At 71.1% G+C, this 23,376-nt stretch carries 20 protein-coding genes; 9 read left to right on the top strand and 11 right to left on the bottom strand.

What is annotated here, in order from left to right; genetic code table 11:
• Window positions 1–3: 3 nt before the first annotated feature.
• The gene (gene glnII, locus AB0K28_RS02405) at window positions 4–1,023 is read right to left on the bottom strand and encodes a glutamine synthetase (RefSeq protein ID WP_345387043.1); all 1,020 of its coding nucleotides are present in this window, start codon (window positions 1,021–1,023) and stop codon (window positions 4–6) included.
• Between the two features lie 88 nt (window positions 1,024–1,111).
• Window positions 1,112–1,591: a hypothetical protein gene (locus AB0K28_RS02400; protein WP_345387045.1), complete on the bottom strand. Its 480-nt coding sequence runs from the start codon at window positions 1,589–1,591 to the stop codon at window positions 1,112–1,114.
• Between the two features lie 63 nt (window positions 1,592–1,654).
• Between AB0K28_RS02400 and AB0K28_RS02395 the strand changes: the two genes are divergently transcribed.
• Window positions 1,655–3,130: an LLM class flavin-dependent oxidoreductase gene (locus AB0K28_RS02395; protein ID WP_364364105.1), complete on the top strand. Its 1,476-nt coding sequence runs from the start codon at window positions 1,655–1,657 to the stop codon at window positions 3,128–3,130.
• A gap of 7 nt (window positions 3,131–3,137) precedes the next feature.
• Here AB0K28_RS02395 and AB0K28_RS02390 read toward each other — a convergent pair whose 3' ends face one another.
• A complete protein-coding gene (locus tag AB0K28_RS02390) occupies window positions 3,138–4,307 on the bottom strand; it encodes a TerC family protein (RefSeq protein ID WP_364364102.1) in 1,170 nt (389 codons plus the stop codon).
• 138 nt (window positions 4,308–4,445) lie between these two features.
• Between AB0K28_RS02390 and AB0K28_RS02385 the strand changes: the two genes are divergently transcribed.
• Together AB0K28_RS02385 and AB0K28_RS02380 are read left to right on the top strand one after the other, a co-directional pair.
• Complete coding sequence (locus AB0K28_RS02385; protein ID WP_364364099.1) at window positions 4,446–5,591, top strand: FAD-dependent oxidoreductase; 1,146 nt, start codon at window positions 4,446–4,448, stop codon at window positions 5,589–5,591.
• A 208-nt stretch (window positions 5,592–5,799) separates the two neighbouring features.
• Window positions 5,800–6,054, top strand: a complete 255-nt coding sequence (locus AB0K28_RS02380; RefSeq protein WP_345387051.1) for a hypothetical protein — start codon at window positions 5,800–5,802, stop codon at window positions 6,052–6,054.
• A 66-nt stretch (window positions 6,055–6,120) separates the two neighbouring features.
• Here AB0K28_RS02380 and AB0K28_RS02375 read toward each other — a convergent pair whose 3' ends face one another.
• Window positions 6,121–9,312: an AAA family ATPase gene (locus AB0K28_RS02375; protein WP_364364095.1), complete on the bottom strand. Its 3,192-nt coding sequence runs from the start codon at window positions 9,310–9,312 to the stop codon at window positions 6,121–6,123.
• Between the two features lie 12 nt (window positions 9,313–9,324).
• A complete protein-coding gene (locus AB0K28_RS02370) occupies window positions 9,325–10,002 on the bottom strand; it encodes a hypothetical protein (protein ID WP_364364091.1) in 678 nt (225 codons plus the stop codon).
• A gap of 249 nt (window positions 10,003–10,251) precedes the next feature.
• On the opposite strand from AB0K28_RS02370, the gene AB0K28_RS02365 reads away from it, so the two are divergent.
• Window positions 10,252–10,587 (top strand): carboxymuconolactone decarboxylase family protein, encoded by a 336-nt coding sequence (locus AB0K28_RS02365; RefSeq protein WP_345387059.1) that lies wholly within the window; start codon window positions 10,252–10,254, stop codon window positions 10,585–10,587.
• On the opposite strand, the gene AB0K28_RS02360 is transcribed toward AB0K28_RS02365, so the two are convergent.
• On the bottom strand, window positions 10,547–11,722 hold the full coding sequence (locus tag AB0K28_RS02360; RefSeq protein WP_364364087.1) for a PQQ-dependent sugar dehydrogenase: 1,176 nt from the start codon (window positions 11,720–11,722) through the stop codon (window positions 10,547–10,549). The genes AB0K28_RS02365 and AB0K28_RS02360 overlap by 41 nt on opposite strands.
• Before the next feature lie 35 nt (window positions 11,723–11,757).
• On the opposite strand from AB0K28_RS02360, the gene AB0K28_RS02355 reads away from it, so the two are divergent.
• Window positions 11,758–12,507, top strand: a complete 750-nt coding sequence (locus AB0K28_RS02355) for an SDR family oxidoreductase (protein WP_364364084.1) — start codon at window positions 11,758–11,760, stop codon at window positions 12,505–12,507.
• Between the two features lie 153 nt (window positions 12,508–12,660).
• On the opposite strand, the gene ugpC is transcribed toward AB0K28_RS02355, so the two are convergent.
• Window positions 12,661–13,875: a sn-glycerol-3-phosphate ABC transporter ATP-binding protein UgpC gene (ugpC, locus tag AB0K28_RS02350; protein ID WP_345387063.1), complete on the bottom strand. Its 1,215-nt coding sequence runs from the start codon at window positions 13,873–13,875 to the stop codon at window positions 12,661–12,663.
• A gap of 177 nt (window positions 13,876–14,052) precedes the next feature.
• Between ugpC and AB0K28_RS02345 the strand changes: the two genes are divergently transcribed.
• Window positions 14,053–15,120 (top strand): LacI family DNA-binding transcriptional regulator, encoded by a 1,068-nt coding sequence (locus AB0K28_RS02345; RefSeq protein ID WP_364364081.1) that lies wholly within the window; start codon window positions 14,053–14,055, stop codon window positions 15,118–15,120.
• A 127-nt stretch (window positions 15,121–15,247) separates the two neighbouring features.
• On the opposite strand, the gene AB0K28_RS02340 is transcribed toward AB0K28_RS02345, so the two are convergent.
• Entirely contained in the window at window positions 15,248–16,396 is a 1,149-nt protein-coding gene (locus AB0K28_RS02340; protein ID WP_364364078.1) for a hypothetical protein, read from the bottom strand.
• A 98-nt stretch (window positions 16,397–16,494) separates the two neighbouring features.
• A complete protein-coding gene (locus AB0K28_RS02335) occupies window positions 16,495–16,980 on the bottom strand; it encodes a glutathione peroxidase (protein WP_364364075.1) in 486 nt (161 codons plus the stop codon).
• A 188-nt stretch (window positions 16,981–17,168) separates the two neighbouring features.
• Here AB0K28_RS02335 and AB0K28_RS02330 point away from each other — a divergent pair, with 188 nt between their 5' ends.
• A complete protein-coding gene (locus AB0K28_RS02330) occupies window positions 17,169–17,567 on the top strand; it encodes a transglycosylase SLT domain-containing protein (protein ID WP_345387068.1) in 399 nt (132 codons plus the stop codon).
• A gap of 334 nt (window positions 17,568–17,901) precedes the next feature.
• Entirely contained in the window at window positions 17,902–18,360 is a 459-nt protein-coding gene (locus AB0K28_RS02325; RefSeq protein WP_345387070.1) for a lytic transglycosylase domain-containing protein, read from the top strand.
• A gap of 30 nt (window positions 18,361–18,390) precedes the next feature.
• On the opposite strand, the gene AB0K28_RS02320 is transcribed toward AB0K28_RS02325, so the two are convergent.
• A complete protein-coding gene (locus AB0K28_RS02320) occupies window positions 18,391–19,038 on the bottom strand; it encodes a TetR/AcrR family transcriptional regulator C-terminal domain-containing protein (protein ID WP_364364070.1) in 648 nt (215 codons plus the stop codon).
• A gap of 49 nt (window positions 19,039–19,087) precedes the next feature.
• Between AB0K28_RS02320 and AB0K28_RS02315 the strand changes: the two genes are divergently transcribed.
• A complete protein-coding gene (locus AB0K28_RS02315) occupies window positions 19,088–22,153 on the top strand; it encodes an ATP-binding protein (protein WP_364364067.1) in 3,066 nt (1,021 codons plus the stop codon).
• On the opposite strand, the gene AB0K28_RS02310 is transcribed toward AB0K28_RS02315, so the two are convergent.
• Window positions 22,052–23,362, bottom strand: coding sequence for a HAMP domain-containing sensor histidine kinase (locus AB0K28_RS02310; RefSeq protein ID WP_364364064.1), 1,311 nt, complete (start codon window positions 23,360–23,362; stop codon window positions 22,052–22,054). The two genes, AB0K28_RS02315 and AB0K28_RS02310, sit on opposite strands and share 102 nt — an antisense overlap.
• Window positions 23,363–23,376: the final 14 nt, after the last annotated feature.

Below are 23,376 nucleotides of genomic sequence, written 5' to 3'. Positions count from 1 at the left end.
GGATCAGACCTGGCCGGCCTTCTCCAGGGCGGCGCAGCAGGTGCTCACCAGCAGCCGGGTGACCACGTACGGGTCGACGTTGGCGTTGGGGCGGCGGTCCTCGATGTAGCCCTTCTTGTCCACCTCGACCTGCCACGGGATGCGCACGGACGCGCCACGGTTGGACACGCCGTAGGTGTACTTGTTCCACGGGGCGGTCTCGTGGTGGCCGGTCAGGCGCAGCTCGATGTCGGCGCCGTACTGGGAGACGTGCTCCATCGGCTTGTCGCCCTCACCGAGCGCCTCGCAGGCGGTGATGATGGCGTCGTAGCCCTCGCGCATGGCGCGGGTGGAGAAGTTGGTGTGGGCGCCGGCGCCGTTCCAGTCGCCGCGGGCGGGCTTGGGGTCGAGGGTGGCCTCGACGCCGAACTCCTCGGCCGTCCTGTAGAGCAGGTAGCGGGCGACCCACATGTGGTCGGCGGCCTCGACGGGACCGGCCGGGCCGATCTGGAACTCCCACTGGCCGGGCATGACCTCGGCGTTGATGCCGGAGACCTTCAGGCCGGCGGCGAGGCAGCGGTCGAGGTGGAGCTCGACGATGTCGCGGCCGAACACGGCCTCGGCGCCGACACCGCAGTAGTAGTGGCCCTGCGGGGCGGGGAAGCCGCCCTCGGGGAAGCCGAGCGGGCGGCTGCCCTTGAAGAAGGTGTACTCCTGCTCGATGCCGAACCAGGACTCCTGGTCGGCGTACTGCTCGGCGACCGGGCGCAGCAGGGCGCGGGTGTTGCTGGAGTGCGGCGCGCCGTCGATCTCCTCGACCTCGCACAGCACGAGCTTGTTGTCGCCGCCGCGGATGGGGTCGGGGCAGACGAACACGGGGCGCAGCACGCGGTCGGAGGAGTGGCCCTCGGCCTGGTTGGTGCTGGAGCCGTCGAAACCCCAGACCGGCGGCTCGGCTCCGTCGGTCAGGATCTTCGTCTTCGAGCGCATCATGGCGGTGGGCTCGGTGCCGTCGATCCAGATGTACTCAGCCTTGTAGCTCACGGCGGTCCTTTCGGGGTTCTTCTCAGCCACGCCGAGTCTTACGGACAGCCGTTTCCCGCTTTTTGCCCGAATGTGAACGCCGTGTTAATCACGTTTCCGTCCGTACGCTCCCATCAGGCATGACCGTAACAGTGGTGTTGGGCCCGCCGGCACCGCACTGGGGCCCGTTGGGGAAGCGCTCCTTCGGGGTGGCCCGCACCGTACGTTCGAGCAGCGGCTTCGCCTGCGCGTCCCGCAGCGTCAGCCTGACCTCCACCGGCCGCGCGGGCAGCCCGGCGACGCCGCCGAAGCCGTGCTTGTCGCCGGTCGGCACGGCCGTCACCGAGCAGGTGTCGCCGGAGCAGGTCTGCTCGCCCGCCCGCGTGGTGGGGAACAGCTCGGCGCGGGCCCGGCGGCAAGAGCCGTCCCAGCAGACCTCCAGGTCGGCCTCCTGGGCGCGGGCCGCGAGCGGCGCGCGTACGGCGAGGCTCACGCCGACGGGGGTGCCGATCGCCGTGCACTCCACCGTGGTCGAGCAGGCGGCGCAGGCGAGGAGGAGGGCGGCCAGGGGCGCGCGGAACCGGTGCACATCCGTAAGACGGAGGGCAGCGGGCGGCGGTTCACGGGGCCGTGCGAACATCGACTCGGGGGGATGGACATGCATGATCTGTGGTTCGGCGCGTTCCTGTCGCCGGAGGCCGAGGGGCGCGAGCGGCTGCTGCGCCACGTGACGCTGGCCGACCGGCTCGGCCTGGACCTGGTCGGGGTCCAGGACCATCCGTACCAGGCGGGGTTCCTGGACACCTGGACGCTGCTGTCGGTGATCGCGGCCCGCACCGAGCGGATCCGGCTGGTCCCCGACGTGGTCAACCTGCCGCTGCGGCCCCCGGCCGTGCTGGCGCGCGCCGCCGCCTCGCTCGACCTGCTCAGCGGCGGCCGGGTGGAGCTGGGGCTGGGCGCGGGGGCGTTCTGGGACGCGATCGCCGCGATGGGCGGGCGCCGCCTGTCGCCTGGCGAGTCGATCGAGGCGCTGGCCGAGGCCGTCACGGTGCTGCGGGCGCTCTGGACGCCGGGCGACCCCGTCGTGTTCGAGGGCAACCATCACCGGCTCGCCGGAGCAGCGCCCGGGCCGTTCCCCGCGCATCCGATCGGCATCTGGATCGGCGCGATCAAGCGCAGGATGCTGGAGCTGACCGGGCGGATGGGCGACGGCTGGCTGCCGTCCTCCTTCTACAGCCCGCCCGGCGCGGTGGCCCGCCAGGCGAAGGTGCTGGACGCCGCCGCCGAGGACGCGGGGCGCGACCCGGCCTGCATCCGCCGGATCTACAACGTGGGCGGAACGTTCTCGCCGCTGCCGGGGCGCGGGTTCCTCGACGGGCCCGCCGCGCTGTGGGCCGAGCAGCTGACGGAGCTGGTGTTCGAGGTGGGGATGACCGGGTTCGTGCTGGCGCCCGGTGAGGACGCCGAGCGTGACCTGCGCACGTTCGCCGAAGAGGTGGCGCCCGCCGTACGCGAGGCCGTGGCCAAGGAGCGCGGCGAACCCGAGCCCGTCGCCGAGCGGCCCGTCACGCTCACCCCGCTCGACGACCTCGACGAGACGGGCCGGCCGCACGCGCCCAAGCAGGACCCGGCGGCGCTGACGCCCGAGCAGCTGCGTCTGGGCCGTCACCTCGTGCAGGTGCACGACGGCTACCGGCAGGAGCTGCGGCAGGTCCAGGACGCGGTGGAGCAGGTGGCCGCGGGCCACGCCGACACCGGCGCGCTGCGCTCGGCGATCAACCGGCTGAGCGTGCGGCAGAACCATTGGACGCTCGGCACGTTCTGCGCCACGTTCAACCGGCTGCTGACCGTGCACCACACGATCGAGGACGAGTCGATGTTCCCCGCCGTCCTGGAGCGCGACTCGACGCTGGCGCCGGTGGTCAAGAAGCTGGAGCAGGAGCACGAGGTGATCGCCGAGCTGCTCGACCGGCTCGACGCCGCGTGCGTGGCGCTGCTGGCGGACCAGGCCGCGATCGAGCAGGTCAGGGCCGAGGTGGACCGGCTGGTGCGGGTGCTGTCGTCGCATTTCGCGTACGAGGAGGAGGAGCTGGTCGAGCCGATCGCCCGGCTCGGCATCCGCATCTGAGCGCCGCTCAGGCGCGGTCGTGCTCCGCGTGCGCACGGCGCAGCAGCGCGACCAGCCGCTCGTCCGCGGCGAGGTCGCGGTGCTTGGGCGGCAGGTCGGCCAGCCTGGCCTCCTCGGCGAGCAGCCGCCGGTAGATCTCCTCGCGCACCTCGGGGTCGTGCTCGACGTCCAGGTACTGCTGGGCGTGCCGGCGCACCACCGACACCACGTTGCGGGCCCGGCCCCTGGGGCTGGCCAGCGAGGCGACCACGGTGACCAGCAGCACGCCGATGATCACCGTCAGGGACAGCCCGGTGCTGATCTCGACCACCTTCACCGGCTGCCCGTCGTTGATGAACGGCACGTTGTTCTCGTGCAGCGCGTGCAGGATCAGCTTGACGCCGATGAAACCGAGAATGGCGGCCAGGCCGTAGCTGAGGTAGATGAGCCGGTCGAGCAGGCCGTCGATGAGGAAGTAGAGCTGGCGCAGGCCCAGCAGGGAGAACGCGGTCGCGGTGAAGACGATGTAGACGTTCTGGGTGAGGCCGAAGATGGCGGGGATCGAGTCGAGCGCGAACAGGATGTCGGTGCCGCCGATGGCGATCATGACGAGCAGCATCGGGGTCATCACCCGGCGCCCGTCCCGTACGGTGAACAACTTGTCGCCGTCGTACTCGTCGCTCGTCCGCAGCAGCCTGCGGGCCACCCGCACCATGAGGTTGTCGGGCGAGTGGCTCTCCTCCCCCTCCGGCCTGAGCAGGTTGCCCGCCGTGAGCAGCAGGATGAGGCCGAAGACGTAGAACACCCAGGCGAACAGGTTGATCAGCGCGGCCCCGACCAGGATGAACCCCGTCCGCGCGAGCAGCGAGAACACGATGCCGAACAGCAGCGCCTTCTGCTGGTCGGCGCGCGGCACCTTGAAGCTGCCCATGATGACGAGGAAGACGAACAGGTTGTCCACCGAGAGCGCCTTCTCGGTGACGTAACCGGCGAAATACTCGGCGCCCGCGTCCGAGCCGCCGAACCACCACACGCCGACGCCGAACAGCAGCGCGATGCCGACGTACAGGGCGGACCAGACGGCCGCCTCGCGCAGGGTGGGCACGTGCGCGTGGCGGACGTGGAAGAAGAAGTCGAACGCCAGCAGCGCGACGATGCCCAGGATCGTCAGCCACCACACCGCTGCGGATACGTCCATCGGGCTCCCCCACGGGTGCCGGGCATCGTGAGGGCTTGCGCCGGCCTTGCGCGTACTGGTCGTCGCAGGTGGTACCCGGAACGGCGGGCTCCGAACTCGATAGCCTCGCGGATAAAGCCCACGGAGAGGACGTTTCGGGTGTCACACCACGTCATCGTCATCGGCGGCGGCATCGCCGGCGCGAGCGCCGCCTTCGCGCTGGCCCGGCGGGGAGCGGCCGTCACGGTCGTCGACTCGGGCCTGGCCGGGCAGGCCACCGCGGCGGGCGCGGGCATCATCTCGCCGTGGATCTCCACGGTCGAGGGCCCGTTCTACGACCTGTACGCCGCCGGCGCCGCCTACTACCCGGAACTCATCGAGCTGCTGGCGGAGGCGGGGGTGCGGCGTACCGACCACCGGCGGACCGGTTCGCTGCTCGTCCACGAGGACCCGGCGCGGCTGGCCGAGGCGCGGGCCCGCGTGGAGGCGCGCGCCCGCACGGCCGGCGCGATCGTCGGCGACGTGCGAAGTCTCGACAGCGACGAGGTACGCGCGCTGGTCCCCGTGCTCGCGCCCGGCCTCGAAGGCGTGCTCGTCACCGGCGGCGGCCGGGTGGACGGCCGCACCCTGCGGGACGCCCTGCTCCAGGGCGCGGCCCACTACGGCGCCCGCCGGGTGAGCGGCGAGGCCAGGCTGCTGCCCCGCCCGCAGGGGGCGCCGGAGGTCGAGGTGCGCTCAGAAGTGGGCTCAGGAGTGGGCTCAGGAGTGGGCTCAGAACGGCTGGCGGCCGACGACGTGCTGGTGGCCGCGGGCGCGTGGACGAACCGGCTGCTCGAACCGTACGGCGTGCGCGTGCCCGTCGAGCCGCAGCGCGGCCAGATCACCCACCTGCGCCTCGACGGCGTCGACACCGGTGGCTGGCCGTCGGTGCACCCGATGTCCCACCACTACCTGGTGGGCTTCGACGACTCGCGGGTGGCGGTGGGGGCGACCAGGGAGACCGGCAGCGGGTTCGACGCGCGGGTGACCGCGCAGGGCCAGTGGCAGGTCCTCTCGGACGCCCTCCGCCTCGCCCCCGGGCTCGCCGGCGCCACGCTCATCGAGACCCGGGTGGGGCTGCGCCCGCTCCCGTCGGAGGACCTCCCGATCGCGGGCGCGCTGCCGGGGGCTCCCGGGGTGCACGTCGTGACGGGCTTCGGGGCGGCGGGACTGACGATGGGCCCGTACGTGGGGGACGCCATGGCCCGCGCCATCCTGGACGGCCGTCCCGCCCCCGAGCTCGCCGCCGTCGCGATGACCCGGTGACGGAGTGCCATGACCGAGCCGGCGTTCGACGCCGAAGGTCTCTTCGACGACGACTACCTCCACTTCTTCGCCGAGCAGCTCGACGCCCGCGCCGACGCCGACGCCGCCCTGATCTGGCGGCTGCTCGACCTGCGGCCTGACCAGGAGGCGGATCGCGATCGACCTCAACAACTACGCGGCCGTCGTCCGCGGCTACCAGGCGTCCACCGTGGTCGAGCGCGGCGGCGACCTGGTCGTCGAGCGGCACCGCCTCGATCTGGAGACCGGCAGGAACGTGGTCGAGCGGACGATCGTCCGCGACGGACACGTCAGGACGGTTCCCTCCTTCGTGCGGCTGTTCACCTTTCCCGAAGTGCGGGACCTGATGCTCGCCGCCGGGTTCACGAGCGTTCATGCCTTCGGCGCGGAGGGCGGGCCGCTGACGATCGACAGCCGGCGGATGATCGTGGTCGCCGGACGCTGACGCGCCGTGGCCGGGTGTTCCGCACGCTGACGCGCCGGGGCCGGGTGGCCTGGGCACGTCGGGCCGTCAGGTACGGCGGCCGGGGTCGGTCCCGTCGTAGCCGAGCAGGCGCATGGCGGTGTCCGGGTCCATCGCGGCGGCCAGGAACTGGGCGCGGGCGTGCGCCTGGTCGCGTTCCCGCTCCGCCTTGGCCTGGGCCGTACGGATGCCCTTGACGGCCGCGTACGCCAGCCCGGCGCCCACGATCACCCCGACGATCACCACGAACAGCAGGAGCAGCAGGCCCGGTGAGGCGATGCCGGGCGCGGTCACCGCGCCGCCCCCGCCGCCGGCCCCGCTGACGGCCGGGGTGGTGCCCGTGCGGCCCGCCACGGCGCCGGTCCTGCCGGTGGCGCCCGACAGCACGCCCGTGACGACCAGCGCGGTGAGCAGGGACAGCGCCACGAGCGCCAGCAGGCTCCCGACGACGAGCCACACCCTCCGCCCACGTCCCGGCCCCCCGCTCACCGCGACGGGCGGCTGAGCGACGGGCACTTGGGCGACGGGCTGGGCGAGCGGCGGCCCCGCGGCGGCCCACGGCACGAACTGGGGCCGCTCCGACGGCTCCCCGCCGGACCCGGCGGGCGGCGCGATGGCCGGGCCATATGCGGCGGGCGCCACGACCGGCCCTTCCGAGCCGTCCAGATAGGGCGGGGCGATGGCAGGACCGGCCGGGCCGTGAGCGGCCGGCGGTGCGATGGCCGTGCCGTACGCGGTGGGCGAGGTGGCGGCGGGGCCGTACGCGGTGGGCGAGGTGGTGGCCGGGCCGTACGCGGTGGGCGGGGTGGTGGCCGGACCGTACGCGGTGGGCGGGGTGGTGGCCGGACCGTACGCGGTGGGCGGGGTGATGGGGGCCGGTGGGGCCGCGTCCAGGGCGCCCACCGGGGTGGGAAGGGTGCGGGCGATCGGGCTGTGGTCCTTGTGGGCCTGGGCGGCGTCCCTGTGATACTCCTCCAGCTCCTCGTAGAACGCGTCCGAGGCGTACACCGTGCCGTCGATCAGCGGGCCGCGCTCGCCGCGGACGACCGCCACGACGTCGTCACCGTTGAGCGTCTTGTGCGTCTCCAGCGCGTGCGCGAGGCACAGCACCTCGCGCCGGTGCCGCCGCAGCAGTTCCTCGGCCTGATCGAGCAGCCGCACGAGGGTGAACTCGATGCGCTCCCCCAGCACGTCGGGCGTCAGGTCGGGTGGACGCCCGGCCGGCTCGCGGTCGGTGATGCCGATGGCGCCGCCGCCCGTCTTCCGCACCGCCTTGCCGCCCATGATCTCCAGCTCCTGGAGCGCGGGCAGGGAGGTGACGCCGGAGCCCATCCCCCAGTACGACTCCATCATGGCCGTCAGGTACGTGGCGGAGTAGAGGTCGCCGGAGACCCCGGAGGAGTTGTCCTCGCCGAAGAACATCCGCTCGCCGGCCAGGGAGGCCAGGGAGACCATGATGTCGGCCTCGTGCTCGGACTTCCACCGGGTGAACTGGTCCTCGGGCTTGATCGAGGCGACCATCCCGAGGTAGTCGGCGCCCTTCTCGATGGTGGCGATGTCGATCTCGAGGTGGAAGCGGGTCACGTACGCGACGACGGCGTGGCACGCCTCGTGCACGGCCACGGCGTGCCGCTCGCGCTCGATGTACTCGACGTCCTCGGGCGGCCCGAGCTGCTTGAGCCGCTTGGCGCGCAGCACGTCGGACCAGGTGATGATCTCCCTGCCGTCCCTGATGGCGGTGATGAGCGACTCGTTGACCAGGTCCTTGATGGTGGCGCCGGTGGCATACGGAGTGATGGTGGCGAGCTTGTCGATCTGCTCGGCGGTCAGCTCGTGCGACACCTTGTCGAAGTAGCCCTGGTACGTGCGCACCCGTCCGGCCTTGGACGGGTAGCCGACCTTGTAGATGCGGTCGATGCGGCCGGGCCGCAGCAGCGCCTCGTCGAGCGCGTCGGGCCGGTTCGTGGCCATCATGACGAGGATGCGGTATTTGGGCGGCGGCTTGGGGCGCATGCCGAGCAGCCGGCGTACCAGGCGGTTGAAGAAGCCGCGCGGTTTCTTCAGCCCGGACAGCTCGGTGAGCAGGGCCTGCAGGGTGCCGGGGTCGCCGCTGTTCATCATGCCGCCGCCCAGGAAGAACCGGCTGCTCCGCTCAGGCTCCGGGTCGGCATGGCGGCCGGGGCGGAACGCGAGCACTTGCCGGGTGGGCTCGGACAGATAGGTCATGCCGTGACAGGCGGAGAAGCCGCCGCCCTGCCCGGGCGGCCCCTGCTGGGCGAGGCGGCCGCGCTTGCCGAGCGATTCGGCCTCGTCGAAGAAGACGATGACGCCGCCGTAGCGCAGCGCGAGCTTGCGCAGCTTCCTGAACAGGCCCTTGACCTTGAGGATGCCGATGCCCATGAACATGTTCGTGAACGCGCCCGGGTCCACGAACACGTACGGCTTGCCGGTCTCCCCGGCCACGGCCTCGGCCATGAGGGTCTTGCCGGTGCCGGGCGGCCCCCACAGCAGCAGGCCGCTCGGCACGTACCCGCCGCGCCGTTCGATCTCGTCGGGCCGTTCGAGGAAGACGATGTTCTCGCGGACCCGCTCGACGACGTGGTCCTGCCCCCACACGTCGTGGAAGCGGGTCTTGATGTCGTCGGGGAAGTACGTCTCGACGCCGCCCCTGGACAGGAACCAGAACAGCCCGACGAACTGGATGATGATGAAGAAGAACAGGAAGAGGATCTGGAAGAAGAACGGCAGGGCCTGCCACACCAGCGCCGGCGCCTGTAGCAGCGCGGCGAACGGGCTGACGTCGAGCACCGCGCCGAGCACGAGCGCGACCAGCGTGACGAAGAACGCGATCTTCAGCGCCCTGGCGAGCCGGAAGCGCGTCCAGTCGTCGAGGCGGAGGTGCGTCCAGCGTTCGAACCCGCCGAAGACCGTCCTGCTCCAGAAGCGGTGGTAGCCGGGTGAGCGCTCACTGATGAGGAAGTGGGCCTGCCTGACGATCTCCGCGCCGAGCAGCCAGAAGATCCACTGGTACGGCCGCGCGACGCTCCGCGCCGCCTCGGGGAAGCTGATGATGCCCTCGAAGTCCGCCATCACCTTCCAGGTGAGGACGAGGTAGGCCAGCACGAGGACGATGAGGAACTTGCTCCGGTCCCAGAACTGCATCTTCTTCCTGGTCACGGAGTCCGGGTCGGTCGGGCCGCTGCCGGGCGCGCGCAGCCCTTCGTGGTGGGTGGTCGTCATGGACAGGCTCCCTCATCCAGGCAGCCGGAGCAGCTTGAAAGAACTCGCGATCTTGTCGAACTCGGCGGCGCGCTCGCGGTAGCAGGTCGAGCGGCAGCCGATGAGCATGACGGAGACCGTGGCGCCCTTCTCGTCGAGGATGGCGGTGTGGTCGAACGTCTGGACGTACGCGCCGATCTGGTAGTTGAAGCGGACGTGCACGCCTCTGGCGCCGCCGTCCAGGCTGAGGACGTCGTCGCCGATGGGTTCGAAGCGGTTGAACAGGGGCGCCTGGCCGGTCGCCATGGCCTGCCGCGCGTAGAGCGCGCGCGTCTGCTCGGTCACCGGCAGGATGAAGTCCCGCAGCAGGTTGAGGGAGATCGCGTCGCGCTGCTCGGCGGTGAGCCGGTGCACGGTGGCGTAGACGAACGGGTCGCCCGAGCCGAGCAGGTGGGCGACCGAGGGTTGAGCCGACTGGTCGAAGGCCGTCGACCAGACCCGCTGGGCCCGCAGCAGCGCCGCCTGCGAGTGGGGGTGGTCGCCCGACAGGTACAGCTCGATGGGGTACGCGTCGAGCTGCTTGAAGGAGGCCGGCACCTTGAAGTAGGTGGTGCCGCTCTTGTCCCTTACGTAGGTGAACTCCGGCTGCCCGCACGCGGACAGCGTCAGGATCGCGGCCAACAGCGCGATCAACCCCCGTGTCTTTTTCACCAGGGCTTACCTCCGCTTAGCGGACCGACGGAGTGGTTGTGCCCGCTTTCTGGTGAAATGAGGCCCGATGTACAGGAGTAAATCTTGACCAAATCTTGGCCGTAGATTGGCTTCACTTGTGACAGATCGGCCGGGGCCGCCCTCGAAGCCGGTTGCTCGGGGCTCCAACGTTCATGCAACCTCCCATTGGTTCATCTCGGGAAGTAGCGAAAGATATGAGGATCCCTTCCGACACCCGCGGAGTGAACAATGACAGAGCCCGCCATGGAGACCGTCGACTCCTTCGGCATGACGGCCGAGCGGCTGTTCGCCGAGGTCTGGTCGCGCCCGGTGCTGTCGGTCAGGGAGCGCCGGTTGCTCCTGCTCGGCCTGCTGGTCGGTCAGGGCCTGCACGAGGCTACCGAGATCCAGCTCGACGTGGCCCTGCGCGCCGGCGAGCTGAACGAGTCGGAGCTGCGCGAAGTCGTGGTCTTCCTCACCCACTACGCCGGATGGGCCCGTGGCGCGAAGCTGAACGACCAGGTGGAGTCGTTGATCGAGCGGGTCAGGCGGGATCGACGCGATAGAGCGGACCCCTCAGGCTGAGCACGTAGAGCTCGCCGTCGGGGCCCTCGCCGAACGACGACAACTGCTCCACCTCGCCCACCCCGGCCGCGGCGTCGAGATCGTCCACGGGCGCGGCCTTCACCCATCCGGCGCAGAAGTCGCCGTACAGGAAGTGGCCGCGCAGCCACGGGATCTTCGTGCCGCGGTAGACGTGACCGGCGATGACGGAGCAGTTGCTGCCCTCCTGCAGCGAATAGACGATCACCGGCTCGACCAGATCGGCGGCCTCGCCGTCGCGGAACGGGCTCCTGCCCTCGCGCAGGTTCCAGCCGTAGTTGGCGCCGCCCTTCGAGCCGGCCGGCTCGCGGTCGACCTCCTCCCAGGCGTTCTGGCCGACGTCGCCGATCCACAGGTCGCCGCTCTCGCGGTCGAAGGTGAAGCGCCAGGGGTTGCGCAGCCCATACGCCCAGATCTCCGGCCGCGCGCCGGACCTGCCGACGAACGGGTTGTCGCGCGGCACCGCGTACGGCTCGTCGCCGCGCGGGTCGATGCGCAGGATCTTGCCCAGCAGCGTGCCCAGGTCCTGGCCGTTGCCCTCGGGGTCGCCGCCGCTGCCGCCGTCGCCGAGCGCGATGTAGAGGTGGCCGTCGGGGCCGAAGGCGAGCTGGCCGCCGTTGTGGTTGGCGTAGGGCTGGTCGACCTTGAGGACGTCGCGCCTGGCGGTGGCCTTGGACCCGTCGTAGGCCCACTCGGTGACGTGGGTGTCGCCCTGGGCGTCGGTCCAGTCGAGGTAGAGCCAGCGGCCCGAGGGGTGGAAGGCCACGCCGAGCAGGCCCTGCTCGTTGCCGGTGCTGACCTCGCGGGACAGGTCGACCACCGTCGCGCCCTCGGAGGTGCGCAGCCGGCCGGTCTGCTCGGCGACGTAGAGGCGGTCGTCGTCCTTGCGCACGGCCATCGCCACCGGCTGCTCCAGCGTGGCGATCTCGGTGAACCGCAGCTCCCCGCTGGACAACGGCGAGGACGACGGCGAGGACGACGGCGAGGGGGTGGCGGCCTCGGAGCTCGCGGAGCTCTGAGCCGCCGACGGCGTCACAGGGGCCGGGGCGGCCGGCGTGCAGGCCAGCAGGGCAGCGGGCAGGAGCGCGAACGAGAACACGGCCACGACGAGGCGCACGGCCCTCATCCTGCCACGAACGTTAGGGTTCAGACATGCCTACCGCACTGATCACCGGCGCCACCTCAGGAATCGGCGCCGCTTTCGCCCGGCGCCTGGCCGCCGACGCCTATTCGCTCGTCCTCGTGGCCCGCGACGAGCTCCGCCTGATCCGCACCGCCGACCAGCTCAAGCTGAGGTACGGCGTGCCGGTCGAGGTGCTGCCCGCCGACCTGGCGACGGACGAGGGCCTGGCCAGGGTCGAGTCGCGGCTGCGCGACGGCGTCGATCTGCTGATCAACAACGCCGGGTTCGGCAACCCCGGCCATTTCCCCGACGTGCCGGTCGAGCGCGAGGCGCGCATGCTCAAGGTGCACTGCGAGGCGGTGCTGAGGCTGACGCTGGCGGCGCTGCCCGGCATGCGCGAGCGCGAGCGCGGTGCGATCGTGAACGTGGCGTCGGTGGCGGCGTTCTTCACGCGGGGCACCTACAGCGCCTCGAAGGCGTGGGTGGTGAACTTCAGCGAGTCGGCCGCCGCCGAGCTGCGCGACCCGCGTATCAAGATCATGGCGTTGTGCCCGGGTTTCGTCAGGACGGAGTTCCACCAGCGGGCCTCGATGGACTCCTCGACCATCCCCGGCTTCATGTGGCTCAAGGCCGACGACGTGGTGCGCGACGCGATGCGCGACCTCGCGCTCGGCAAGCGGGTCTCGATCCCCGACCTGCGCTACAAGGCCGTCGTGGCGATCGGGCGGCTCATCCCGCGCAGCGTGCAGGCGATGGTGTCGCAGCGGATCGGCCGCTGACGATCGGACGCTGACAAAGCTGACGATCGGCCGCTGACAAAGCCGAAGATCGGACGCTGGCAAAAAGGCGGGCCCCCGCCGCGGGAGGGGGTCGCGGTGGGGGCCCGGACGGTCGCGGGCGTCGCCCGCGGCCGGGAATGGGAGGTCAGCGCCTCAGCGGTTGGCCTCGTGGCCGATGGCCAGACCCGAGGACGAGTCGAAGAAGTGCAGGTTGTGCGTGTCGACGACCAGGTCGATCTGCTGGCCGGGGCGCACGTGGCTGCGGGCGTTGACGCGGGCGGTCCACAGGGACTTGTCGCCCGCCAGCGGCAGCGTGCTGTCCTCGTCGTCACCGGCGTCGGCGGCGGCCACGGTGTCCTTGTGCTCGACCGGCGGGGCGTCGATCAGGAACAGGACGTTGATCTCGGAGCCCAGCTCCTCGGTGACCTCCGCCTTGACGGGCAGCGTGGCCCAGCCGTTGGCGTGGTTGCCGGCGGAGGCGGCGTCCTCGAAGTCGGAGGGGCGGATGCCGAGGATGATCTTCTTGCCGACGTACTGGTCGAGGCCCGGCTTCTCGGAGAAGGTCGACTCGGGGATCGACAGCTTGATGTCGGCGAAGGTCACCGCGGCGCCGCCGTCGCCGCGCACCAGCTCGGCGGTGACGAAGTTCATCGCGGGCGAGCCCATGAAGCCGGCCACGAACAGGTTGACGGGCTTGTCGAACAGGTTCTGCGGGGTGTCGACCTGCTGCAGGATGCCGTCGCGCAGCACGCAGACGCGGTCGCCGAGGGTCATGGCCTCGACCTGGTCGTGCGTGACGTAGACGGTGGTGACGCCGAGGCGCTCGTGCATCTGGTTGAGCGAGGCGCGCATGGAGACACGGAGCTTGGCGTCCAGGTTGGACAGCGGCTCGTCCATGAGGAACGCCTGCGGCTCACGCACGATGGCGCGGCCCATGGCGACACGCTGACGCTGACCACCGGAGAGAGCGGCCGGCTTGCGCTTGAGGTAGGTCTCCAGGCCGAGCATCTTGGCGGCCTCGTTGACCCGCTTCTGGATCTCCGGCTTCGGCATCTTGCGAAGCTTGAGGCCGAAGGCGAGGTTCTCCTCGACCGTCATGTGCGGGTAGAGCGCGTAGTTCTGGAAGACCATCGCGATGTCGCGGTCCTTCGGCGGAAGGTGGTTGACCACCTTGTCGCCGATGGCGATCTCGCCGCCGCTGATGTCCTCCAGGCCCGCGATCATCCGGAGCGCGGTCGACTTACCGCAACCGGACGGGCCGACGAGCACCATGAACTCGCCGTCCTTGATTTCAAGGTTGAGTCCGTTCACGGCCTTGACGCCACCGGCGTAGACCTTGTCGACGTTCGTCAGAACGATGGATGCCATGACATTCCTTCGCGCTCCAGGGCTGTAGCCCGGATGTTGGTCCCGTTTCCCACTCACGTGGATACGTTTTCAAGCATCTCACCCGAAACGGACATGAGTGTCAAGGGTTACGGCGTGACCAGCCCTTGTTCTTCGCACATCTTCCTCTTTACCGGAAACCATGATGGAATCGTTTCCATGGAGAAGCGGGCGACCATCAAGGATGTGGCCGAGGCGGCCGGCGTGGGCGTCGCCACCGTCTCCCGGGTGCTGTCCGGCGGCTCGGCCAGCCCGCAGACCCGCGAGCGCGTCCTGGCCGTCGCGGCGCAGCTCGACTACCGCCCCAGCGCGCTCGGGCGCAACCTGCGCCAGCGCCGCACCGGCGGCATGGGCCTGCTCGTGCCCGACCTGACCGACACCTTCCACGCCCAGCTCGCCGAGGGCGTGCTCGCCTGCGCCCGCTCGGCCGGCGAGCCGGTCGTGCTCGGCTCCACGGCGGGCGACCCCGAGCAGGAGTCCGAGCTGATCGGCATGCTGCTGGAGCAGAGCGTCGACCGGCTCATCGCGGTCCCGTCGGGCGACGAGGAGAGCTGGGCGCCGGCGCTCCGCGCGGGCATGACGGTGGTCTTCGCCGACCGGCTGCCCGCCGTGCCGTCCGCCGATGACGACGACCCGGCGGTGCGGGCGGTCAACGACCTCATGCTGCTCGACGGCGCCGCCCCCGCCCCCGCGCGGCCCCGGTCGCTGGACGTGCCGTCCGTGACGGCCGACGACCGGTCAGGCATCCGTACGGCGGTGCGCTACCTGCGCGGCCTCGGCCACCGGCGCATCGCGTTCATCGGCGGGCCCGGCCATGACCGGCGGGCCGCGGCGTTCAGGGAGGCGGTGGGCGAGCCGGTGGACGAGGAGCTGATCGTGTTCGGCACCGGCAGCCGCGACTCCGCCTACGCCGCCGCCTCCGGCCTGTTCCAGAGCCGTCCCGACCTGTCGGCCGTGGTCGCGGGCGGCAACGTGCTCGGCGAGGCGGCCGTGCTCGCGGCCAGGGAGCTCGACCTGCGGGTGCCGCGCGACGTCTCGCTCATCATGTACGACGACGTCCCCTGGGCCGAGCTGTGCTCACCACCGCTGACCGTCGTCGCCCAGCCGGGGCGCGACATGGGCTATCGGGCGGCCGAGCTGGTGCTGCGGTCGGGCGGCCGGCGTCCGCGCTCGGTGGTGCTGCCCACGCAGCTGATCGTGCGCGGCAGCTGCGGCCCCCGCCACTGAGCCCCTTTCGCCGCGCGGCCCCTTTCAGCTGCGGCCTCCGCCACTGAGCCCCTCTCATCTCGCGGCCCCTTTCAGCTGCGGCCTCCGCCACTGAGGCCCTTTCAGCTCGCGGCGCGCCATGGCCTTCTTACCCGGCGCCGCCCGTGTAGCGGCGGGGCAGGACCAGCACCGGGTTGTCGTCCAGGATCACCTCGGGCGGGCCGAACCTGGCCGCCGCCCGCCTGATCTCCGGCTCGTCGAGCAGCAGCAGCCGCCCGTGCTCGACGAACAGCTCGCCGTCCACCACCACGGTCGGCCGGTCCACCTGGCAGTCGCAGTGGGCGAAGCCGGGCCCGCTGGTCACCGGCAGGCCGCCGGTCAGCCCGTCGAGCCCGCAGTAGAAGGCGCCCGCGTGCTTCTCCCGCTCGAACTGGGTGCCGCCGGCCAGCCGCACCTTCGGGTTGAGCCCGAACAGCGCGTGCCGCATGTAGAAGCCCTCGGGCGCGTACCTGCGCAGCTGCGCGGCGGCGGCGCCGCCCTCGATCTTGCGGACCAGGTTGCCTTCGAGCGTGATGCGCAGCGGCTCCTCGGGGACGCCGGTGACGGTGGAGTCCTCGACGACGAGCATGCCCTCGGTCTCGGTGGGCCAGAAGTTGACGCCCCCGTACGGGAACGGCCGCCAGTCGCCCGGCCGCAGCCCGCCCGGCCCCGGGTCCTCGAAGGTGAACCCGGCGAACGTCAGGTCGGTGCCCCGCGCCGAGGTCACCCTGATCGAGGAGGCCGTGGCGAGCTGCCGCAGCGCCCTGGCCACGAGCGCGTAGAAGACCTCGACCGGCAGCCTGGCCCCGGTCAGCAGCGCGCCCGCCGTGGCGGTCATGTGCAGCGACACGAACCGGGCCGAGCGCGCCCTGATCTGGTCGAAGAACAGCGGCTCGCTGTGCACCTCGCCCCACCAGGTGCCGCCGATCACCACGTCCGCCTCGTGGAAGGCGGCCGTCTCGATCTGCAGCGGCGCCTCGCGGTCCCACCCGCCCGCGCTGAACGGCGGCACCGACAGGATGCGCACGTCCGCGTCGCGCATCGCGGCCGCGGCGGCGATGGCCTGCACGACCACCGGGTCCACCGTGTGCTCCATCATCAGCAGCACCCGGTCGCCCGGAGCGACCCGGGCGTATTCGCACAGGTTGCGCGCGCCGGGCATCAGCTCGACGATCGCGTACGGCGACACGGAGGGCTCGGCGGCGTAGGTGAAGGGCGATCCCGCGTACGGGTTGCCGGCGTACGGATTGATCGTCATCACGCTCCCCTGCGGGCCGGACCAGCGACAATGGGGATGACTACCCACCGGCCGGCGCGCGTAGCGTCATGACTTCGTAACGCTTGGCGACCGCCGCGTCAGAGCAGCTTCTCGATCGCCGCGACGACCGCCGGGTCGTCGGGCGTGGTGCGGGGGCGGAAGCGGGCCACGACCCGGCCCTCGCCGTCCACGAGGAACTTCTCGAAGTTCCACTGCACGTCGCCGGCCTCGCCCTGCTCGTCGGCCGCCTGGGTCAGCTCGGCGTAGAGCGGGTGCCGGCCCGGGCCGTTGACGTCGGCCTTCTCCAGGAGCGGGAAGTCCACGCCGTACGTAGCGGAGCAGAACTGCTGGATCTCCTCGGCGGTGCCGGGCTCCTGGCCGGCGAACTGGTTGCAGGGCATGCCGACGACGGTGAAGCCGCGGGGGCCGTACTGGCGCTGGAGCTCGACGAGGGCGACGTACTGAGGGGTCAGGCCGCAGCGGGAGGCCACGTTCACGATCAGGGCGGGGCCGCCGGAGGCGAGGGCGCCGAGCGTGGCGGGGGCGTCGTCGAGGGTGCGGAGCGGGATGTCACTGAGGCTCATGATCCGACCCTACAGAACGAGTCAGGGCCAGATTTGTGACACAGTCCTCATTTTTCGGACAAACCCCCTGAAGAAGGTATATATCGTGATCTTTACTGACGATCTTCGTTTTCTTGGTCAATTCGCTGTCAAGGGAAACGCTCGGGCACTGTGGCGCGGTCCATGAACCCCCTCGAAAGGGAACCCGCATGCCCATGCTCCGCCGTACCGGCGTCCTGGTGCTGACCGCCACGCTCGTGGCGGCCGGCGGCGCCTCGGCCGCACAGGCGCAGAGCTCCCAGACCAGCGGCAGGAACAAGTCCATCGCTCGGACCATGGTGGCCAAGCGAGGCTGGGACATCGGCCAGTACAGGTGCCTGGTGAAACTCTGGACCCGCGAGAGCGGCTGGAACCACCGCGCAGGCAACCGCAGCTCAGGCGCCTACGGCATCCCGCAGGCGCTGCCCGGCCACAAGATGGCCTCCTCTGGGCGCGACTGGCGCACCAACCCGCGCACGCAGATCCACTGGGGGCTCGGCTACATCAAGCAGCGCTACAAGTCGCCGTGCCGGGCCTGGGGCCACTTCCAGTCCCACCATTGGTACTGAGCCAAACCCCAGGCTCGCGCGCTTTTTTCGGCAAGCCCCGCCCAGCCGGGAGACGGGCCGGGCAATCCCGCTCCAGCGAGCGGGCCTTTTATCCGCAACGAACACACAAACACCCGTCCTTCGCGTGTCACTGTAAGTGACCGATGGTGACTGTGCGTAATAGGAATCGTGCTAAAGGACACGTCGCGGTGCCCTCCGGGCCGCCCAGCACGATCGGGCGGTAACAGGATCCCGGAGGGCCACGCGGACCCTCCGCGCCCGAGCCACGGGCGCGGGCAGGCAGGGCGCGCGCCGAGCGCGCCCGTCCGCACGCGGCCCGATGGCAAGGATCGAATTGGACAGCACACGCGTGCTCACGGGCACACTCATCACCGTCAGCGCATTCACCGTCATCGGCGCCACTCCGGCCAGGGCCGAGACCATGCCGATGCCGATCAAGACCAGGACCTGGACCACGTCGGCCCAGCCGAAGATCACGGCCGTCCGGCCGGAGAACAGGAACAAGAAGATCGCCCTGGGGCACGTCGTCCAGCGCTCGTGGAACCTGCGCGAGTTCCGCTGCCTCGACAACCTGTGGACCAGGGAGAGCGGCTGGAACCACCGGGCACGTAACAGCTCATCCGGCGCGTACGGCATCCCGCAGGCCCTCCCGGCCGGCAAGATGCGCGGCGCGGGCCGCGACTGGAAGCACAACCCGGAGACACAGATCCGGTGGGGCCTGGCCTACATCAAGGGGAGGTACGGCAGGCCTTGCGGCGCCTGGGGACACTTCAGATCGCACAACTGGTACTAGGAGGCCAGGAGGGCATCCGGTGCCGTACCACTACCGGGTGCCCTCCCTGCGCCCAGCCCGCTCCTCGACGGCCCTGATCAACATGTCCAGCCCGAACTCGAACTCCGCCTCGTGATCGCACTCCCCCAGCGGCCCCGCCAGTGACGTCACCTCGGGGAACAGCACGGGATCGACCCCGTCCGCGCTGATCGTCCTGGTCTGCGCCGGCGCGAACGTCGGCGTCACCCCCACCTCCCGCAGCAGCGAGCCCACGATGTAGGCGATGAACATGCGCAGCACCCGCACCGCGTCGGCCCCGTCGAACCCCGCCTCACGCAGCGTCGCCAGCGCCCGCTCGACCGGCAGCAGCCCGGCCGTGGAGTGCAGCTGCCTGCTGACCACCAGCATCGTGCAGCGCGGGTAGTGGTGGGCGATCTGTCGGAACGCCCGCGCCTGCCCGCGTACGCGCTCGCTCCACGGCGACTCGGGGTCGTCCGTGAACTCGATCTCGCTCAGCACCGCCTCGGCGACCCCGTCGAGCAAGGCGTCCTTGTTGGGCACATGGTTGTAGAGCGACATCACGCCGACCCCCAGCCCGGCCGCGACCCGCCGCATGGAGATCGCATCGGCGCCCTCCCGCTCGATCAGCTCGACGGCGGCGGCGACGATACGCGCTCGGGAAAGAGGCTCAGTGGGCATGACTCATTCTAGGAACGCGATCACCCCACACTCCGGCAGACTGTGACGAGTGCGGCACCTGCTGACCTATCGCGACGCCGTCGCCCTGCTGGGCGGCCCCACGGCGATCTCCGGCCTCCTCGACAAAGCCTCCTCGTTGGCCCTGTTCGGCCTCGGCGAGATCGACCTCTTCGACGCCCGCGGCGAAGCGGTGCGGCTCGGTGACACCTTCCTGCGCCGCACGCGCGACAAGATCAAGGGCCTGAGCCGGTACGACACCACGCAACGGCTGACCGCAGCCCACACGGTCATCGTGATGGTCGCCTATTTAGAGGCGCTCGCCGAGATGGAAGTGCTCCGCGATCTGACTCTTGAGGACCAGCGCCGCATCCTCGGCACGGATGACCGGCTGCACGCTCTGGCCGACGCCCCGGTGACGCCTCCCGGTCCCAGATTTCCCCATGAGCGCATGATCGGGCTCCTCCGCAACGACTACCGCAACTTCACGGAGGAGCTGTTCGACATCCTGTCCGGGCTCGCCTGCTGGGACCGCTGGGACGCGACCACGCGGGCCCGGCTGCGCGCCGGCATACCGGCCCTCGCGCTGCGCCGCTACGAGGAGCTGTTCCGCCGGATGGCCGCCGAGTTCCCCGAGGTCGCCTGCTGGATCGACCGTGCCGATCATCAGGCCACCAGGGCCGAGATCAGGGAGCTGGCGCACGGCCTGGCCGGGATCGAGCGGCGGCTGGCCTCGATCTCGCAGGTCCGCTGCCCGTCGGACCGGCTGACCGCACTGACCATGGCGAACCGGGCCGCGCTCCGGCACCCGATGATGTCCTCCACACGCACGCCTGCCGGGATGACCCTCCCCACCCTTGAGCAGGGCTATGTGGACCCGGCATACCGCTGCCTCCGGACGGGCATGCCGGCGGCCGAGGAGAGAATGTGGGCGGAGCTCGACCGCCGCGACGACCTGACCTCCTTCCTGGCCGCCTACCTGACGCTCCCCCTGGCCGCCGATGCCCCGCTGCTCGTGCTGGGTCAGCCAGGCGCGGGCAAGTCCGTGCTGACCCGCGTGCTCGCCGCCCGCCTGCCGGCGAGCGAGTTCCTGCCGCTCAGGGTCGAGCTGCGCGGGGTGCCCGCTGACTCCGGCGTCCTGGCACAGATCGAGCACGGCATCAGGACCGCGCTGGACGAGGACATGTCATGGCCCGACTTCGTGCACGCGGGCGGCGGCGCGCTCCCCGTAGTGATGCTGGACGGCTTCGACGAGCTGCTCCAGGCGACCGGTGTCAACCAGAGCGACTACCTGGAGCGGGTCGCCGAGTTCCAGCGCACCCAAGCCGAGAAGGGCCGGGCGCTCGCCGTCATCGTCACCTCAAGGACGGCGGTCGCGGATCGGGCCCGGGTGCCGGAGAACTCCTACGTCATCCGCCTGGAGCCGTTCGACGAGGACCAGATAGAGCAGTGGGTCACCGTCTGGAACAAGGCCAACCAGGCATATTTTCGCGACCGCGACCTGCAACCCCTGCCCCTCGAAAGAGTGCTCGCCGTGCCGAAGCTGGCCGGTCAGCCGCTCCTGCTGTCCTTGCTGGCCCTCTACGACGCCGACGCCAACGCGCTGCGCCTCATGCGCGAGGACCTGCCCGAGGCCGAGCTCTACGAGCGCCTCCTGCACGGTTTCGCCGCCCGGGAGGTCGCCAAGACCCGCCCAGGGCTGCCGGACGACGAGCTCGAACGGGCGGTGGAGGACGAGCTGCTGCGGCTGTCGGTGACGGCGTTCGCGATGTTCAACCGCGGCCGGCAGTGGATCGCGGACGCCGACCTGGACGCGGACCTGCACGTACTGCTGCCGGACTCACCAGAGAAGAGCGGAGGATCCGGTTTCCGCCGCCGGTTGACGCAGGCGGAAGGCGTGATCGGCGGGTTCTTCTTCATTCACACCACCCAGGCGCTGCGCGACCACGAACGCCTCAGGACGTACGAGTTCCTGCACGCCACCTTCGGCGAATACCTGGTGGCCCGCCTGGTGGCCAGGGAGCTGGCGGACATGGCGGAGCAGCTGGCCTTCGCCGAGTCGCGCCGCCGCCCGGCCACCCCCGACGACGGCTTCCTGCACGCCCTGCTGTCCTTCGCCGCGCTGGCGGGCCGCGCCCCCACGGTGGACTTCCTGGCCCACCGCCTGACGAGCGACCTCACGGAGGACCGGCGCGAGATCCTCAAGAGGCACCTGTGCGAGCTGTTCGCGCGGGCGCTGCAGGCCAGGCCGGGTTCGGCGTACGACGCCTACCAGCCCACCCGAGCGGACGTGACCGCCCGCTGCGCCGCCCACGCCGTGAACCTGATGCTGCTCGCGGTCCTTACGGCCGACGGCCCGGTGGCGGGGGCCGAGCTGTTCGGGAGCGCCCAGCCGGAGCAGGCGAACGAGCTGTGGCGCAGGATGACCCGCCTGTGGCACTCCCAGCTCACCAGGGCCGAGTGGGACGCGCTGATCCGCACGGTCAAGGTCCGCCACGAGCTGCGCGACGGGGTCAGGACGCTGGAGGTGACGTTCGAGCGGGACGCCGAGATCGACGTGGCGGACCTGGTCTTCTTCACCTGGCCGGGCGAGGGGCCGCAGCCGGCCCGCAGGATGCGGTCGAGCGGCTCGATCCCCATGCGCGAGATCGCCTTCCGCGACGACACGCTGCTCGGTCACCTGTACGCCGCCCTCCTCCCCTACGCGGCGGACGTCGATCCGACGCTGGAGTCGTACCCGCGCTCCCCCGTGGCGCTGCTGCTCGACCTCCTGCTGAGCGAGACGCCGGACACCGGACGGTACGCCGTCGCGCTGGCGGAGGGCCCGACCTGGAAGTACGTGGACCAGGTGCTGCGCAGGCTGGCGGAGGACGCCCGCGTGCTGCCCGGCCGCGACGTGCTCACCCTCATGCGGACGGCCGCCCGCCGCTGGTCGGGGCCGGACCGGCTGCAGCGGATCCACGAGGTGCTGAGCGCGCGCCCCGACGTCGACGAGCGCGTCAAGGTGCAGGCGGGCCTAATCGCGGGGCAAGCGGAGGACGAGCCGCGTCTGCGGCCCTTCGATGGTCAGCTCTCCGCCGTGCTCCCTCGCGATGTCCCGGGCGATCGGCAGCCCTAGGCCGCTGCCGCCGAGGTCGCGCGAGCGGGTCCCGTCGAGGCGGGTGAAGCGTTCGAACACCTGCTCCCGCTTCTCCTCGGGGATGCCGGGCCCGTCGTCCACCACTTCGAGCACCGCCTCGTCCCCGCTGCCCCGCACGTGCACCTCCACCTTGGAGTCGCCGTAGCGGTCGGCGTTGGACAGCAGGTTGGTCAGGACGCGGGCCAGCCGCAGCCGGTTGCCGCGCACGTGCACGCCGGGCTCGGCGCGTACGGTGACGGGCAGCCGGGAGGGTCGCCGCGCGACCTCGTCCTCGACCAGGCGGCCGAGGTCGAGGCGTTTCTTCTTGACCGGTGCCCTGGCGTCCAGGCGGGCCATGAGCAGCAGGTCCTGCACGATGTCGGCGAGCCGCTGCGCGTCGGCCAGCGCGGCCCGCCAGTCGTCCTCGCCACGCTCGTACAGCCCGTCCTCCAGCCGCACCATCAGCCCAGTGATGGGGGTGCGCAGCTCGTGGGAGGCGTCGGAGACGAAGCGCCGGTGCCGCTCCACGGCGTCCTCCAGCCGGTCGAGCGTCTCGTTGACGGTGGCGGCCAGCTCGGCCACCTCGTCGCGCGAATCGGGCACCGCGACGCGGGAGCTGAGGTCCTCGGCGCTGATCCTCTGCAGGCCCTGCCTGATCTGCTCGACGGGGGCGAGCACGCGGCCGACGCCGTACCAGGTGCCCCAGGCCATCAGCGCCAGCAGCAGCGCGGAGGAGCCGAAGAGCATGACCCGCAGGTACGGCGAGTGCAGCAGGAACGGCTCGCGGACGGCCGCGTAGGCGACGACGGGGCCGTAGACGGTGGCGCGGTTGCTGGTGCCGACGACGGCGAGGCAGCCCTCGGGCCGGCACTCCCGGGTCTCGACCTGCGAGTCACCGCCGGTGGGCCGAGCCCGGGTGATCGGTGGCTCGCCGAGCAGGCCCGCGCTGGCGGCGACCACGCGGCCCTTGTAGTCGACGATCTGCAGCAGCCCGATGCCGCCCGTCGGCGGGATGGGGTCCTCGAAGCGCTGGGTGTCGATGATCGTGGTGAGGTGCCTGCTGGCGGTGGCGGCCTGCGCGACCAGGTCGGCGCGGGCCCTGGACGGCCACGTCGCCGAGAGCAGGGCCGCTCCGCCCAGCAGGAGGACGCCGAACGACGCCACCGTCGCGAGCGTCATCCGAGCCCTGATGGAGCGGCCGTGCACCATGTGTCCGACTGTGC

The sequence above is a fragment of the Nonomuraea sp. NPDC049504 genome (assembly GCF_040676845.1).
Classification (GTDB): Bacteria; Actinomycetota; Actinomycetes; order Streptosporangiales; family Streptosporangiaceae; genus Nonomuraea; species Nonomuraea salmonea.
The sequence above is the reverse complement of the archived record's forward strand: the minus strand, read 5'-3'. Positions and strand labels throughout refer to the sequence as shown.